We start from the raw sequence: 14530 nt of genomic DNA, 5'->3' as shown, positions 1-14530 counted from the left end.
GCGCCCACCACTTCGTGAGACCTCGTGATCGCCGGTTCACGAGACCTCCCCCACCGTGTCCTCGGCCAGCGCCGCGGCCTCCGCGCTCAGCGTCATGGCCAGGTGGTGCGGACCCGGCGTGGCGGACTCCACCCGGACCCGCCACAGCTCCCCGGTCCGCCGCACCGTGACGGTGGCACCCTTCGGCGCCGCCGACTTGGCCGCCGCCACCGCCACGGCCTCCGGCTCGGAACGGGCCACCGCGCGGGCCCCGGCCCTGGCCGCGTCCACGCAGCGGATCTCCGCCGAGGCCGCCGTCAGCGCCCAGAGCAGCGCCAGCGCGAACCCCACCAGGGCCGGGATCGCCACAGCCGTCTCCGCCGTCACAAACCCCCGGTCGCCCCGCCACCGCCTGCGGCGCTCAGAACTGCACATCGAGCGCCCTGGTGATCAGCTGGGTCAGCGCCGACACGACCCCGCCGCTGGTGACGACCTTGTACAGGATCGCCGCGAAGGCACAGGCCGCGAGGGTGCCCACGGCGTACTCGGAGGTCGTCATTCCGGCGTCCCCCCGCACCCTGCGCCGCAAAGCAATCCCCCAGAGCCGCATCCGCCGCTTCATCGCACCGGCCCGCTGATCGATTACCGCGTTCATGAGTCCCAACTCCCTTGATCTATACGTGTGTTGAGTGACATTCGTGTTGTGTCGGCGAGGCGCCTGAGCGGCTCGGCGAGGTGAACCGAGGTGAACCCCTTCACCGCCTCAGCAACCCGCCCGCAAGCCCGATCACCACCGGGGCAACCCCCGCCGCCAGGAAGGCCGGGAGGAAGCAGAGGCCCAGTGGGCCGGTGATCAGCACGCCCGCGCGCCTGGCCCGCGCCGACGCCTGCCGGGTCCGTTCGGCCCGGCAGCGCTCGGCCACCCTCGCGACGGGGCCCGCCGCGGGAGCCCCCGACGAAGCGGCCCGCTCCAGGCAGCGAGCCAGTTCGGCCGCGCCCGGTATCGCCCCCAACCTCCCCCACGCATCGGCCGGTTCGCCGCCCATGCGCAGTTCGGCGGCAACCTGGCCGAGCCGGGCGCCGACAGGCCCCTCAAGAGAGCCCCCGACCGCCCCGGCCGCCTCGCGAGGCCCGGCCCCTGCCGAGAGACAGGCCGCCAACAGATCGGCGGCGAGCGGCAGTTCACGGGCCGCCGCCCGGCGCGCACCGTCCCCGTCCCCCCGAGCCCGGCGGCGACGCCCCCAGACCCAGGCCCCGTACGCCGCCGCCAGGCCTGCCGGCACGCCCGCGACTCCGCCGACCAGCACGCAGCCGGCCGCCAACACCCCCAGCGGCGTTCCCCACCGCTTGGCGCGGGCCGTCCACGCCGGGATCCAGTTCCGGCGCGAAGGCACGGTCAGCGCCTCAAGGGCCAGCAATGCGGCCATTCGGCGCCGCACCTTGCGCTCCTCCCTGCGCCGCGCCACCCCCAGCGCCATCCACAGGGCGAGGGCGACCGCCCCCAGCGCCACCCCCAGCCTGTGGACAACCTCCGGCGACCAGGGGCTCATCGCCCCTCCCCGGCCCGTACGATCCGCGCCGCCCACCACACCCCGGCAACCTCCAGGACCCCGGCCACCAGCAGGCACCCGAACCCGGCCGCACTGTGCAGCAGCACCCGCAGCGGGCTCGCGCCCATCGCTGTGCCGAGCACAAGCCCCAGCGCCGGCAGAAGCGCAAGCAACAGCACCGTGGTGCGCGGACCCGCCAACTCGGAGCTCAGGGCGTCCTGTTGCTCCCGTTCCGCCCGCAAAGCGCCCTCCAGGCGCTCCAGGCCGGAGGCGAGCCCCGCCCCGCCGTCCACCGCGACCTGCCAGCACGCGGCGACCCCGGCGAGACCCTCGGCGCCCGGCTCCCTGGCCGCCTCCCGCAGCGCCCCGGGCACATCGCCGCCGAACTTCGCGGCGGCCACCACAAGGGCCGTCGCCGCGCCCAGGGCCGCCGTGTCCCGGGCGGCCGCGGCCAGCGCCTGGCCGGGCTGGCGGCCCGCTCGCAGCTCCCCCGCCAGCGCGGCGCACCAGGCGATCACCTCGTCGGCCCGCCGCGCCCTGGCCCGCTCGCGCTCCCGGGCCCGCAGCCGCCGCCCCACCAAGGGCACCGCCACCGCCCCGGCGACCAACGGCAGCACCGATCCGCCCAGGACGGCGAGCGCGAGCCCCAGCGGCAGGCACAGCCACTCCGTCCGCCACCGCGCCCGGCCCCGCACACCCTCGGCCCACCGCCCGAGAGGCGACGCCCCGAAAACACCGCCTCCGGCGACGCTTCCGGCTCCCGCGAACATCAGCCGGGCCCGCCGCATCCCCTGGTCCTGCCCGGCCCACAGCCATGCGGCCGCCCCCGCGCACATCGCCGCCCAGGCGGGCAGCCCCACCCGAAGATCTGTCACAACGCACCCCCGATCAGCGCCCGCAGCCGCTCCCAGCCCGAGTCGCGCACAAACCCCGCCGCGCCCCACCGCAGCGCGGGCACCGTCACCACCAAGCCCGCCGCGTCCCGCTCCAGGACGCGCACCTCGGCGATCCGGCGCTGCCCGGCCCGGTCGCGTACGAGATGGACCACCACCGAAAGTGCGGCCGCCAACTGGCTGTGCAGCGCGGCCCGGTCGAGCCCGGCCGCTGTGCCCAGCGCTTCGAGGCGGGCCGGTACATCGGCGGCGGAATTGGCATGAACCGTCCCGCAACCTCCCTCATGGCCCGTGTTCAAAGCGCTCAGCAGATCGGTCACCTCGGCACCCCGCACCTCGCCCACGACCAGCCGGTCAGGCCGCATCCGCAGGGCCTGGCGCACCAGGTCCCGCAGGGTCACCAGACCCGCGCCCTCCTGGTTGGCGGGCCGCGCTTCGAGGCGCACCACATGTGGATGGTCGGGCCTCAACTCGGCCGAATCCTCGGCCAGTACGATCCGTTCGCCCTTCCCGACCAGGCCGAGCAGGGTGGACAGGAGCGTGGTCTTTCCGGTGCCGGTGCCGCCGCTCACCAGGAACGACACCCGGGCTTCGATCAGCGCCCGCAGCAGCTGCTCGCCGTCGGGCGGCACCGTGCCCGCCGCGGCGAGTTCGGCCAGCGAGAACGCCCTCGGCCGCACCACGCGCAGCGCGAGGCAGGCCGAGCCGACGGCCACCGGCTCCAGGACGGCGTGCATCCGGGTCCCGTCCGGCAGCCGGGCGTCCACCCAGGGCCGGGCGTCGTCGAGCCGGCGTCCGGCCACCGCGGCGAGGCGCTGGGCGAGCCGGCGCACCGCTGCCGCGTCGACGAAGCGGACCCCGGTCAGTTCGAGCCCGCCGCCCCGGTCCACCCACACCCGGTCGGGCGCGGAGACCAGCACGTCCGTGACCTCCGGATCGGCGAGCAGCGGCTCCAGCGGCCCGGTTCCGACCAGCTCGGAACGCAACTCCTCCGCCCCGCCGAGGACTTCGGCATCCCCGAGCAGCCGTCCCTGAGCGCGCAGCGCGGCTGCGACCCTGGCCGGGGTGGGCTCGGCCCCGCTCTCGGCGAGGCGCTGCCGCACGGCGTCGAGCAGCGGCGGCCCCGCGCCCCGTACGGGCGTCCCCCCACCGGCCGGCCCCAGCGCGCCCAGGGACGGCCGCCCCGCGTCCCGTACCGCGTTCATGACGGCGCTCCCCCGGCGCGGCCGCCGGCCAGCGCCTGGTCCCAGAAGGCCGCGCAGAATCTGGCCAGTGGCCCGCGTGGCGCACTCCCCGGCGGCGCACCGCCCTCCTGGGCCTCCAACAGGTCCGGCTCCACGGGGAGTTCGCCCGCGAGCGGCAGGCCCAGCGCGCCGGCCACCCACTGCTCGTCGAGCCCGGACGCGTACGGACCCCGCACCACCGCGCGCAGATCGCGCAGCACCATGCCGACGGAAGCGGCGACCCGGTTCGCCGCCGCGACCGCGCGCAGCTCGGCCGGGACCACCAGAAGGCCCAGGTCCAGCTGGGCGAGCGCCTCGACCACCGCGTCGTCGACCCGGCGCGGCAGGTCCACGACGACCACCCCGCCCCGGCGGCGGGCCGCCGCGAGCACCGCGCGCATCGCCTCCCCCGGGATCACCACCGAGTCCCCCCGGTCCCAGCTCAGCACCCTCAACTGATGCAGCCGCGGCAGCGATTCCTCCAGGGCGCCTCCGGCGACCCGTCCCCGCGAAGCGGCGAAATCCGGCCATCGGCGGCCGTCGGCCTGCTCTCCGCCGAGCAGCACATCGAGGCCGCCGCCGAGCGGGTCGCCGTCGATCAGCATGGTGCGCTGCCCGGAGCGGGCGGCGGTCACCGCGAGGGCGCAGGCCAGCGTCGAGGCCCCGGCGCCGCCCCGGCCGCCGATCACCCCGACGGTCAGGGCCGGGCGCCCCACGCCTTCGGCGGCATCCGCGATCCGGTCGACGAGCCACGGTTCGGCGTCGGGCAGCCGCAGCACATGGTCCGCGCCGAGCTCGACCGCCGCCTGCCACACGCCGGGGTCGTCCTGGTCCCGGCCCACCAGGAGCACGCCGCGCCTGCGGGCCGAACCGAGCAGCCGGGGAGCGGCGTCGTCGCCGACCAGGATCAGCGGTGCGCTCTCCCAGCCGCCCCTGCGGTCGGGCACGCCGTGGCACACCTCGGGCTCGGTGCCGGCCGCGGCGCACAGCCGCAGCAGATCGTCGAGCAGTTCCTCGTCCTCGGTCACGATCAGCGGTCCGCCGCGCCGCCCCTCCGCGCCTGGCGGCCGATCGGAAGCCATGACTCCGTCCACGATTTCCGCCCCCTCTCACTCTGATTCCTGCGTCCGCGTTCTTCGCGAACTTGAATCACCGTGGAGGGAGACTCGAAATAATGTGGATCTTGATCAAAATCTGTGGACAACTATCCGCGTTGTGAATATCCCGTTCACCTATACCAGTGACTTCCGGAGCGCAGTGCAACCACTACGCACAGTGACGGATCTCGGGTGTGGGACAGCGCCGGGCGCGGGGTGGAAAGAGGGGGACGACGATCGGATCCAAGGGCCGAAAACGCATCCGGACATGCGACGACCCCCGCCGGGGGGGAGAGCGGGGGTCGTCCCCACGGCCGACTCGGGGGGGGAGGAGTCGGACCGGGTTAGCACGGTCGCGAACGATCCGTGACTTCCATGGTGTACCCGAGAGCCTTCTCAGGCAAACCCACGCGCCCCAGCTTACGCCGAATGGTGGGCGCCTATGCTCGGGCTCGTGGAAAACCACTCGCTGCCGCGCACCGCCGCCTTCTTCGACTTGGACAAGACAGTCATTGCCAAGTCGTCGACGCTGACCTTCAGCAAGTCCTTCTATCAAGGAGGACTGATCAACCGCCGCGCCGCACTGCGCACTGCGTACGCGCAGTTCGTATTCCTCGCCGGTGGCGCCGACCACGATCAGATGGAGCGGATGCGCGAGTATCTGTCCGCCCTCTGCAAGGGCTGGAACGTGCAGCAGGTCAAGGAGATCGTCGCCGAGACCCTGCACGATCTGATCGACCCGATCATCTACGACGAGGCCGCCTCACTCATCGAGGAACACCACGCCGCCGGCCGCGACGTGGTCATCGTGTCGACGTCCGGCGCCGAGGTCGTCGAGCCGATCGGCGAACTGCTCGGCGCGGACCGGGTGGTGGCCACCAGAATGGTGGTCGGCGACGACGGCTGCTTCACGGGGGACGTCGAGTACTACGCCTATGGGCCGACGAAGGCCGAGGCCGTCAAGGAGTTGGCCGAGTCCGAGGGATACGACCTGGCCCGCTGCTACGCCTACAGCGACTCGGCGACCGATGTCCCGATGCTGGAGTCGGTCGGCCACCCCTACGCCGTCAATCCGGACCGGGCCCTACGCCGCGAAGCGACCGCCCGGGAATGGCCGGTTCTCGTCTTCAACAAGCCGGTCAGCCTCAAGCAACGGCTACCCGCCATCAAGATGCCTCCCCGCTCGGCGCTGCTGGTCGCGGCGGCGGTCGGCGCGGCCGCGGCGACCGCCGGTCTCGTCTGGTACGCCAGCCGCCGACGTGGCTGCGACTCCGCCTGAGGCGTCGCGCAAACCTGCTCGAAGGGCGCGCCTGTAGAGCACGCATGAAAACAGGCGTCCGTTTCACCCCTGTTTGAACCTAAAAGTAAAGAACTGTGGTGAGGGGTTTCGCTTCTCGCCGTACGGGAGTAGAAAGGACTCAACGGCCCGCGAGACCTGGGACATCCGAGAGGATCACCTTCTACGCAATAAAGGCCCCACGGACCGAGCATGAACATCGAGCACCCACGCGACGTCGACCCGTCGATTACGGGCCAGCCGCACCAGGTGAACGGGCAGAGAATCCCGGCCTGATGGGCAACATTCGAGGACGCTTGGTAACACGGTGGACATGCCAGCGGCGGTATCGGACATCGATACCGCCGCAACCCTTTTCCCGTACGAAATGTACGACTTCGGTTCCGCGAAGAGCGGTGAACCGGGCGCCCGCCGCGAAACGGGCGGCCGGACGCTTCGCCTACGCGGCGCCGCGCTGGAGCGCCTCGCACACCGCCGTCGACTCGCGCACGCCCAGCTCGACCGCCTTGCCGCAGTGGGCGATCCAGGCCGCCATGCCCTGCGGGGTCCCCGAGACATAGCCGTCGAGCGCCGCCGCATAGGCCGCCCGCCCCAGCTCCGCATGGCCGACCTCGGCCGGGCAGATCGCCTTCGGGTCCAGGCCGCTGCCGATCAGCACGATCCGCTCGGCGGTACGCGCGACGAGTCCGTTGTGCGAGGTGAAGGGCCGCAGCGCGAGGAGTTCGCCGTGCACGATGGCGGCGGTCACCAGGGCCGGAGCCGAGCCGCCCGCGATGATCAGCCGGGAGAGGCCTTCGAGGCGGCCGGCGACCTCGTCCGCCTCCGGCAGCGGGAGTTCGATGAGCGGCTCGTCGACGGCTTCGCCGCGCCGGCGCGGCCGGCCGACCGCGTCACTGGAGTCCGCGGCCGCGACCAGGTGCAGCCGGGCAAGGACCCGCAGGGGCGACTGGCGCCAGATGGACAGGAGTTGGCCCGCCTCGGCGGTCAGCCGCAGCGCGGCGCCGACGGTGCGCGCCTCGGGCTCGCTGCCGAAGTCGGTCCGCCGCCGCACCTCTTCGAGCGCCCAGTCCGCGCCGGACAGGGCGGCACTGCCGCGAGCCCCGCGCAGCGCCGCTTCCGAGGTGATCTCGTTGCTGCGGCGCCGCATCACACGGTGCCCGTAGACCCGGTCCACAGCCTTGCGCATGGAGTCCACGGCGTCCGGGACGCCCGGCAGCCCACCGAGGGCGACAAGAGGGTCAGCGGCGTTCGTACTCATAGGTAAGGAGGCTACGCGTCCGCAAGCCGCGCCCCACCTTCGAGTGGTCTTCTTCACTCGACATGCATACGTACCGGCACCATGCAATTACCCTTGGTGAACATGAAGATCGCTTTCGTGGGGAAGGGCGGCAGCGGCAAAACCACGCTGTCCTCGCTCTTCATCCGTCACCTCACCGCCAACGAGGCCGCCGTCGTCGCGGTCGACGCCGACATCAACCAGCACCTCGGGGCCGCGCTCGGGCTCGACGAGGAGGAGGCAGCGGCCCTGCCCGCGATGGGCGCGCACCTGCCGCTCATCAAGGAGTACCTGCGCGGCACCAACCCGCGGATCGCCTCCACCGAGACGATGATCAAGACGACGCCGCCGGGCCACGGCTCCCGGCTGCTCAGGGTGCGCGAGGCGAACCCGGTGTACGAGGCGTGCGCGCGCCGGGTCGTCCTCGACGACGGGGACATCCGGCTGATGGCGACCGGCCCGTTCACCGAGTCCGACCTGGGCGTCGCCTGCTACCACTCGAAGGTCGGCGCGGTCGAACTGTGCCTGAACCACCTGGTGGACGGGGTGGACGAGTACGTCGTCGTCGACATGACCGCGGGGTCGGACTCGTTCGCCTCCGGCATGTTCACGCGCTTCGACATGACCTTCCTGGTGGCCGAGCCGACCCGGAAGGGAGTCTCCGTCTACCGCCAGTACAAGGAGTACGCCCGGGACTACGGAGTCGCGCTCAAGGTCGTCGGCAACAAGGTGCAGGGCCAGGACGACGTGGACTTCCTGCGCGCCGAGGTCGGCGACGACCTCTTGGTGACGGTGGGCCACTCCGACTGGGTCCGCGCCATGGAGAAGGGCCGACCGCCCCGCTTCGAGCTCCTGGAGGCCGACAACCGGCTCGCCCTGCAGTCGCTCCAGAACGCGGCGGACGATTCGTACGGAAACCGGGATTGGGGGCGCTACACGCGGCAGATGGTGCACTTCCACCTGAAGAACGCGGAGAGCTGGGGCAATGCGAAGACCGGGGCCGACCTGGCCGCGCAGGTCGACCCCGCCTTCGTGCTGAGCGAGGGGCTGATCGCCGAGGTCAGTGAGCCGCAGCCTGCCTGACGGCGGGCTCGGGCACCGCGGGCTTCAGCGGGGCGAGGGGCTTCGCGGGGGCGGCGGGCTGGGCGGCCTCCAGGGCTGCCCAGCCGCCCTTGGGCGCCTCGCCGACCTTCAGCGAGTTGAACTTGGCGAGCACGGCCGGGTCCTGGGCGTCCAGCCAGTCGGCGAGCTCCCGGAACGAGACGCACTGGACGTCGCTCTTCACGCACACCGTCCGGATGGTGTCCTCGACGGCGCGCATGTAGGCGCCGCCGTTCCAGGACTCGAAGTGGTTGCCGATGATCAGCGGGGCGCGGTTGCCCTCGTAGGAGCGGACGAAGGCCTGGAGGAGGCCGTCGCGCATCTGGTTGCCCCAGTACTCGTGCTGATCGGCGTCACCGGTCATCGCGTTGGACTGGTTCATGTAGAAGTTGTAGTCCATGGACAGCGTCTCGAAGCCGCGGCCCGGGACCGGCACCAGCTGCATCGACAGGTCCCAGACTCCGTTGTCGTTCTTCTTCGGCCACACCTGGTCGTTGACGGCGCTGGTGTCGTAGCGGAAGCCCAACTGGCCGGCGGCCGCCACGAAGTTCTTGCGTCCCTCCAGACACGGGGTGCGGCCGCCGATGAGCTCCTTGTCGTAGTCGAACGGGAGCGGTGCCTCCGCCTTCATGCCGGAGTTCGTCTTCCAGTTCTTCACAAAGGACTTGGCCTGCGCGATCTCGCTCTTCCACTCGTCCACCGACCAGGTGCCGACGCCGCCCTCGGGCCCGCAGAAGTGGCCGTTGAAGTGGGTGCCGATCTCGTTGCCCTCCCGCCACGCGGCGCGCAGTTGGGTCACGGTGTCCTTGATGCCCTTGTCGTCATTGAAACCGATGTCGGACAGGCCCGCGGAGTGCTTGGGCGCGGTGTACAGGCTCGCCTTGGCATCGGGCAGCAAGTACACGCCGCTCAGGAAGTACGTCATGGTCGCGTTGGACTCCTTGGCGACCTGGCGGAAGTGCGAGAAGAGCTTCTGGCTGTCCTCGCCGGCGCCGTCCCAGGAGAACACCACGAACTGTGGCGGCTGTTGCCCCGGTTTCAGCTTCTGGGCCTTGAGCAGGTGCGGCTGGGGCCCGGTGTACGCGGTGGAGCCGTCCCCGATCAGATGGGGCGCGAGGTTGGGGGCGGCGGCTCCCTGCCCGCCGGGGGCGCCCGGCTTGGCCGGGCCGGGCGCCGAGGAGCAGCCCGCGGCTCCGACGGCCAGGGCCGCGGCGATGACACCGACAGCGACCCTCTTGGTGGCGTGCGTGGCGGCGATCATCCGCCCACCTCTTTCTTGCGGTCATGTGATGTGAATGCCGTCACGGCGCCGCAAAAGTCGCACGCAGACCGAGGACCGGAGGAACGACAAGCCGTATGAAAAGCCGATTATTCACCCTTGAGAATGAATCATTGGTCCATTTGCCCTAAATGGGGAGTAAGCCGCTTTACTCTGCATTACGATTCGTTTACCGAGAGTTGAGAATCCCGCCGCTGCACTGCCGTGACCCACGGCCGCGACCCCACGTTCCGCGACCGCGCTGCCCCGGAGGAGACGGGAACATGCCTGCTTGCGTACCCACTCGCGCCAAGACCCCAGCTCGCACGCCTCGCATCCGGCGACCGCACCAGACGCCTCCCTCCGGAGACGGGCCCCGGCGCCACCGCTTCCAGATCAAGGGCGCCGACCTGTCGGCGTCCATCACCGTCTTCCTGCTCGCCGTCCCGATGTCACTCGGCCTCGCCGTCGCCATCGACGCGCCGCTGGAGGCCGGCCTCATCGCGGCCGGCGTCGGCGGCATCGTCGCCGGGCTGCTCGGCGGCTCGCCCCTGCTCGTCAGCGGGCCGTCCGCCGGACTGACCGTGGTGTCCGCCGAGTTGATCCAGACCTACGGCTGGCGCACCAGCTGCGCCATCACCGTGTGCGCGGGCCTGGTCCAAGTCGCCCTGGGCTCGCTGAAGACGGCCCGCTCCGCCCTCGCGGTCAGCCCCGCCATCGTGCACGGCACCCTCGCCGGCATCGGGGCCGCCATCGCGCTCGCCCAGCTCCACATCGTCCTCGGCGGCTCCCCGCAGAGCTCGGTCGTGGACAACGCCCTTGCACTGCCCGAGCAGTTGGCCCAGGTCGGCCCCGCGGCCCCCCTCATCGGCGCGCTGACCATCGCCGTACTCCTGCTGTGGACACGGATTCCCGGGCGCGTCGGAAAAGCCCTGCGCCGGATCCCCGCCGCGCTCGTCTGCGTGGTGGTCGCCACCGGCGTCGCCGCGCTCGCCGCGCCGCACATCGCCCGGGTCGACCTGCCCTCCTGGGGCGCGCACGTGCTGCCCGAGCTGCCGCACGGACCGGTGCTCGGGCTCGCCGCCGCCGTGCTCACCGTGACGCTGGTCGCCAGCCTGGAGTCGCTGCTCTCCTCGGTCGCCGTGGACCGGCTGGCGTCCGAACGGCCGGGCACCACGGCCCCGGCGCGCGCCGACCTCGACCGCGAGCTGCGCGGCCAGGGCATCGCCAACGCCGTCTCCGGGCTGCTCGGCGGGATGCCCGTCTCGGGCGGCGCGGTGCGGGGCAGCGCCAACGTCCGGGCGGGCGCGACCGGCCGCGCCTCGACCGTGCTGCACGGCGTGTGGGTGCTGCTCGCGGCCGGGCTGCTCGTGTCCGTACTGGAGTGGATCCCGCTGGCCGCGCTGGCCGCGCTCGTCATGATGGTCGGCATCCAGATGGTGAACTTCGCGCACATCCGCAACGTCCACAAACACCGCGAATTCCTGGTTTACGTGGCTTCCGTCGGCGGAGTGCTCGTTCTGGGCGTGCTGCAAGGGGTGGTCCTGGGGATCGCGGTGGCCGTGGCCGTCGCGCTGCACCGGCTGGCCCGTACCCGGATCACCGCCCAGGAGGAGGCCGACGGCACGTATCTGGTGCGCGCCCGCGGCCAGTTGACGTTCCTCGCCGTGCCCCGGCTGACCCGGGCGCTCGGCCATGTCCCCCAAGGGGCCCACACCATCGTGGAGTTGGACGGGTCGTTCATGGACCACGCCGCCTTCGAGGCGCTGCAGAGCTGGCAGGACGCGCACCGCGCGCGCGGCGGCACCGTACGCGTCACCGGGCGCGCCGGCGGCAGGATCGCCGAGCCCGTCTCCACCGCGCACACCTGCTGTCGCCCCTGGACGCCGTGGCACAACCACCACTGTCACGACCAGCCGCCACAGCGCACCCACGGGCACCAACTGGCCAGCGGGCTCAGCTCGTTCCAGCGCAACACCGCACCCCTGGTGCGCGACGAGCTGGCCCGGCTCGCCCGCGAGGGCCAGCGGCCGCAGCAGCTCTTCATCACCTGCGCGGACTCCCGCCTCGTCACCAGCATGATCACCTCCAGCGGTCCGGGTGATCTGTTCACCGTGCGCAACATCGGCAACCTGGTGCCGCCGCCGGGTGCGGAAGGCGCCGACGACTCGGTCGCGGCGGCCATCGAGTACGCCGTGGACATCCTCCGGGTCCAGTCGATCACCGTGTGCGGGCACTCCGGGTGCGGCGCCATGCAGGCGCTGCTCAACACCGAGCCCGGGGCGCCGATGACGCCGCTGCACCGCTGGCTGCGGTACGGCAGGCCGAGCGTGGAGCGGATGGCGAGTCGGCGGCACTCCTGGGCCCGGATCGCCGGGCGGCTGCCCGCCGACGCCGTGGAACAGCTCTGCCTGACCAATGTCGTCCAGCAGTTGGACCATCTGCGCCGGCACGAATCGGTGGCCCGCGCGCTGGCGGCCGGCACCCTCGCCCTGCACGGCATGTACTTCCACGTCGGCGAGGCGCAGGCGTATCTGCTCGCCCCGGACGACCACGCGGAAGTCTTCGAGGGCGTCGGCGTCAACCTCCTGGAGGACACGCACGCCTGAACCTGCCGCCTCCTCAAGGACGTACGGCCTCTCCTGACCGGCCTCCCGCCGCCGCAGGAGAGGCCGTCCGCGTGCCGCGCCGATGACCAGCGAGGCCTACAGGTCTAAACCAATTCCCTGGAGACTCTTGTCACCCGGCCTTTGGCCTGATGAGCTATGGCCCGGGACACATAGGCACATAGGACGCCCTGGGAAAGGGAGATGTCGTGAGCAACGAAAGCCTGGCCAACCTGCTCAAGGAGGAGCGGCGGTTCGCGCCGCCCTCCGAGCTGGCCGCGAACGCCAACGTGACGGCGGAGGCGTACGAGTGGGCCGAGGCGGACAGGCTGGGCTTCTGGGCCGAGCAGGCCCGGCGCCTGACCTGGGCCACCGAACCGACCGAGACCCTCGACTGGTCGAACCCGCCCTTCGCGAAGTGGTTCGCCGACGGCAAGTTGAACGTCGCGTACAACTGCGTCGACCGCCATGTCGAGGCCGGGCACGGCGACCGCGTCGCCATCCACTTCGAGGGCGAGCCCGGCGACAGCCGCTCCCTCACCTATGCCGAGCTCAAGGACGAGGTGTCAAGGGCCGCCAACGCCCTTACGGAGCTGGGTGTCCAGGCCGGGGACCGGGTCGCGGTGTACCTGCCGATGATCCCGGAGGCGGCCGTCGCGATGCTCGCCTGCGCCCGGGTCGGCGCCGCGCACTCCGTGGTCTTCGGCGGCTTCTCGGCCGACGCCGTCGCCTCCCGGATCCAGGACGCCGACGCCAAGCTCGTCATCACCGCCGACGGCGGCTACCGGCGCGGCAAGCCGTCCGCCCTGAAGCCCGCCATCGACGAGGCCGTCGCCAAGTGCCCGCAGGTCGAGCATGTGCTGGTGGTACGCCGCACGGGCCAGGACACCGCATTCACCGAGGGCCGCGATGTGTGGTGGGACGACATTGTCGCCCGCCAGTCCGTGGAGCACACGCCCACCGCCTTCGACGCCGAGCACCCGCTGTTCATCCTGTACACCTCGGGTACGACGGGTAAGCCCAAGGGCATCCTGCACACTTCAGGCGGCTACCTCACGCAGGCCGCGTACACCCACCACGCGGTGTTCGACCTGAAGCCCGAGAGCGACGTCTACTGGTGCACCGCCGACATCGGCTGGGTCACCGGGCACTCGTACATCGTCTACGGGCCGCTCGCCAACGGCGCGACCCAGGTCATGTACGAGGGCACCCCGGACACCCCGCACCAGGGGCGGTTCTGGGAGATCGTGCAGAAGTACGGCGTGACCATCCTCTACACCGCGCCGACCGCGATCCGTACGTTCATGAAGTGGGGCGACGACATCCCCGCCAAGTTCGACCTGAGCAGTCTGCGGGTCCTGGGGTCGGTCGGCGAGCCGATCAACCCCGAGGCGTGGATGTGGTACCGCAAGCACATCGGCGCCGACAAGTGCCCGATCGTGGACACCTGGTGGCAGACCGAGACCGGCGCGATGATGATCTCGCCGCTGCCCGGGGTCACCGAGACCAAGCCGGGTTCGGCCCAGCGGGCGCTGCCCGGCATCGCCGCGACCGTGGTCGACGACGAGGCCAACGAGGTCCCGAACGGCGGGGGCGGCTACCTCGTTCTGACCGAGCCGTGGCCCTCGATGCTGCGCACCATCTGGGGCGACGACCAGCGCTTCATCGACACGTACTGGTCGCGCTTCGAGGGCCGGTACTTCGCGGGTGACGGCGCCAAGAAGGACGACGACGGCGACATCTGGCTGCTCGGCCGCGTCGACGACGTCATGCTCGTCTCCGGCCACAACATCTCGACGACCGAGGTCGAGTCAGCCCTCGTCTCGCACCCGTCGGTCGCCGAGGCGGCCGTGGTCGGCGCCGCCGACGAGACGACCGGGCAGGCCATCGTGGCCTTCGTGATCCTGCGCGGCACCGCCGCCGAGACCGACGCCCTGGTCGAGGAGCTGCGGGCACATGTCGGCTCGGCGCTCGGCCCGATCGCCAAGCCGAAGCGCGTCCTGCCGGTCGCGGAGCTGCCCAAGACCCGCTCGGGCAAGATCATGCGCCGACTCCTCCGCGACGTCGCCGAGAACCGTGAGCTGGGCGACGTCACGACGCTGACCGACTCCTCGGTCATGGCACTGATCCAGAACAAGCTGCCGGGCGCGGCCAGCGAGGACTGAGCGGCGGACCAGCGCTGAAGGGCCCGGCCGGGGAGGCGGCCGGGCCCTTTTCGCGCGCCTTGTGACCCATATGCCCCTAAAGTGA

Annotated in this window: 12 protein-coding genes; 4 read left to right on the top strand and 8 right to left on the bottom strand. The window is 71.7% G+C overall.

Features of this window, described 5'->3' with window-relative positions:
- Positions 1-36: 36 nt before the first annotated feature.
- From OHA17_RS22200 to ssd, 6 genes are all read right to left on the bottom strand, one after another.
- A complete protein-coding gene (locus OHA17_RS22200) occupies positions 37-348 on the bottom strand; it encodes a TadE family type IV pilus minor pilin (protein ID WP_398878641.1) in 312 nt (103 codons plus the stop codon).
- Positions 349-400: 52 nt separating this feature from the next.
- The gene (locus tag OHA17_RS22195) at positions 401-634 is read right to left on the bottom strand and encodes a DUF4244 domain-containing protein (RefSeq protein WP_398878643.1); all 234 of its coding nucleotides are present in this window, start codon (positions 632-634) and stop codon (positions 401-403) included.
- Between the two features lie 100 nt (positions 635-734).
- Entirely contained in the window at positions 735-1529 is a 795-nt protein-coding gene (locus OHA17_RS22190) for a type II secretion system F family protein (protein WP_406508045.1), read from the bottom strand.
- Positions 1526-2365, bottom strand: a complete 840-nt coding sequence (locus OHA17_RS22185; protein ID WP_406510782.1) for a type II secretion system F family protein — start codon at positions 2363-2365, stop codon at positions 1526-1528. Before OHA17_RS22185 ends, OHA17_RS22190 begins: the two co-directional genes overlap by 4 nt.
- Positions 2366-2400: 35 nt before the next feature.
- Positions 2401-3627, bottom strand: coding sequence for a TadA family conjugal transfer-associated ATPase (locus tag OHA17_RS22180; RefSeq protein ID WP_398878647.1), 1227 nt, complete (start codon positions 3625-3627; stop codon positions 2401-2403).
- On the bottom strand, positions 3624-4727 hold the full coding sequence (gene ssd / locus OHA17_RS22175) for a septum site-determining protein Ssd (RefSeq protein ID WP_406508044.1): 1104 nt from the start codon (positions 4725-4727) through the stop codon (positions 3624-3626). Before ssd ends, OHA17_RS22180 begins: the two co-directional genes overlap by 4 nt.
- Before the next feature lie 457 nt (positions 4728-5184).
- Here ssd and OHA17_RS22170 point away from each other — a divergent pair, with 457 nt between their 5' ends.
- Positions 5185-6021, top strand: a complete 837-nt coding sequence (locus tag OHA17_RS22170; protein ID WP_406508043.1) for an HAD family hydrolase — start codon at positions 5185-5187, stop codon at positions 6019-6021.
- A 457-nt stretch (positions 6022-6478) separates the two neighbouring features.
- On the opposite strand, the gene OHA17_RS22165 is transcribed toward OHA17_RS22170, so the two are convergent.
- The gene (locus OHA17_RS22165; protein WP_398878651.1) at positions 6479-7297 is read right to left on the bottom strand and encodes an oxidoreductase; all 819 of its coding nucleotides are present in this window, start codon (positions 7295-7297) and stop codon (positions 6479-6481) included.
- 102 nt (positions 7298-7399) lie between these two features.
- Between OHA17_RS22165 and OHA17_RS22160 the strand changes: the two genes are divergently transcribed.
- Positions 7400-8398 (top strand): ATP-binding protein, encoded by a 999-nt coding sequence (locus OHA17_RS22160; RefSeq protein WP_398878653.1) that lies wholly within the window; start codon positions 7400-7402, stop codon positions 8396-8398.
- Here the strand turns inward: OHA17_RS22160 and OHA17_RS22155 are convergent.
- Entirely contained in the window at positions 8376-9677 is a 1302-nt protein-coding gene (locus OHA17_RS22155; RefSeq protein WP_406508042.1) for a hypothetical protein, read from the bottom strand. The two genes, OHA17_RS22160 and OHA17_RS22155, sit on opposite strands and share 23 nt — an antisense overlap.
- A 281-nt stretch (positions 9678-9958) precedes the next feature.
- On the opposite strand from OHA17_RS22155, the gene OHA17_RS22150 reads away from it, so the two are divergent.
- Together OHA17_RS22150 and acs are read left to right on the top strand one after the other, a co-directional pair.
- Complete coding sequence (locus tag OHA17_RS22150) at positions 9959-12283, top strand: bifunctional SulP family inorganic anion transporter/carbonic anhydrase (protein WP_406508041.1); 2325 nt, start codon at positions 9959-9961, stop codon at positions 12281-12283.
- 206 nt (positions 12284-12489) lie between these two features.
- Complete coding sequence (gene acs / locus OHA17_RS22145; protein WP_406508040.1) at positions 12490-14445, top strand: acetate--CoA ligase; 1956 nt, start codon at positions 12490-12492, stop codon at positions 14443-14445.
- The last annotated feature ends 85 nt before the right edge of the window (positions 14446-14530 follow it).

Origin of the sequence: Streptomyces sp. NBC_00212, assembly GCF_045206365.1 — a bacterium.
Classification (GTDB): Bacteria; Actinomycetota; Actinomycetes; order Streptomycetales; family Streptomycetaceae; genus Streptomyces.
This window is presented reverse-complemented; position numbering and strand designations above follow the sequence as displayed.

Coding starts and splice junctions, on each gene's coding strand:
- OHA17_RS22195 (WP_398878643.1), bottom strand. CDS start 634: ATGAACGCGGTAATCGATCAGCGGGCCGGTGCGATGAAGCGGCGGATG.
- OHA17_RS22190 (WP_406508045.1), bottom strand. CDS start 1,529: ATGAGCCCCTGGTCGCCGGAGGTTGTCCACAGGCTGGGGGTGGCGCTG.
- OHA17_RS22185 (WP_406510782.1), bottom strand. CDS start 2,365: ATGTGCGCGGGGGCGGCCGCATGGCTGTGGGCCGGGCAGGACCAGGGG.
- OHA17_RS22180 (WP_398878647.1), bottom strand. CDS start 3,627: ATGAACGCGGTACGGGACGCGGGGCGGCCGTCCCTGGGCGCGCTGGGG.
- ssd (WP_406508044.1), bottom strand. CDS start 4,727: ATGGCTTCCGATCGGCCGCCAGGCGCGGAGGGGCGGCGCGGCGGACCG.
- OHA17_RS22170 (WP_406508043.1), top strand. CDS start 5,185: ATGCTCGGGCTCGTGGAAAACCACTCGCTGCCGCGCACCGCCGCCTTC.
- OHA17_RS22165 (WP_398878651.1), bottom strand. CDS start 7,297: ATGAGTACGAACGCCGCTGACCCTCTTGTCGCCCTCGGTGGGCTGCCG.
- OHA17_RS22160 (WP_398878653.1), top strand. CDS start 7,400: ATGAAGATCGCTTTCGTGGGGAAGGGCGGCAGCGGCAAAACCACGCTG.
- OHA17_RS22155 (WP_406508042.1), bottom strand. CDS start 9,677: ATGATCGCCGCCACGCACGCCACCAAGAGGGTCGCTGTCGGTGTCATC.
- OHA17_RS22150 (WP_406508041.1), top strand. CDS start 9,959: ATGCCTGCTTGCGTACCCACTCGCGCCAAGACCCCAGCTCGCACGCCT.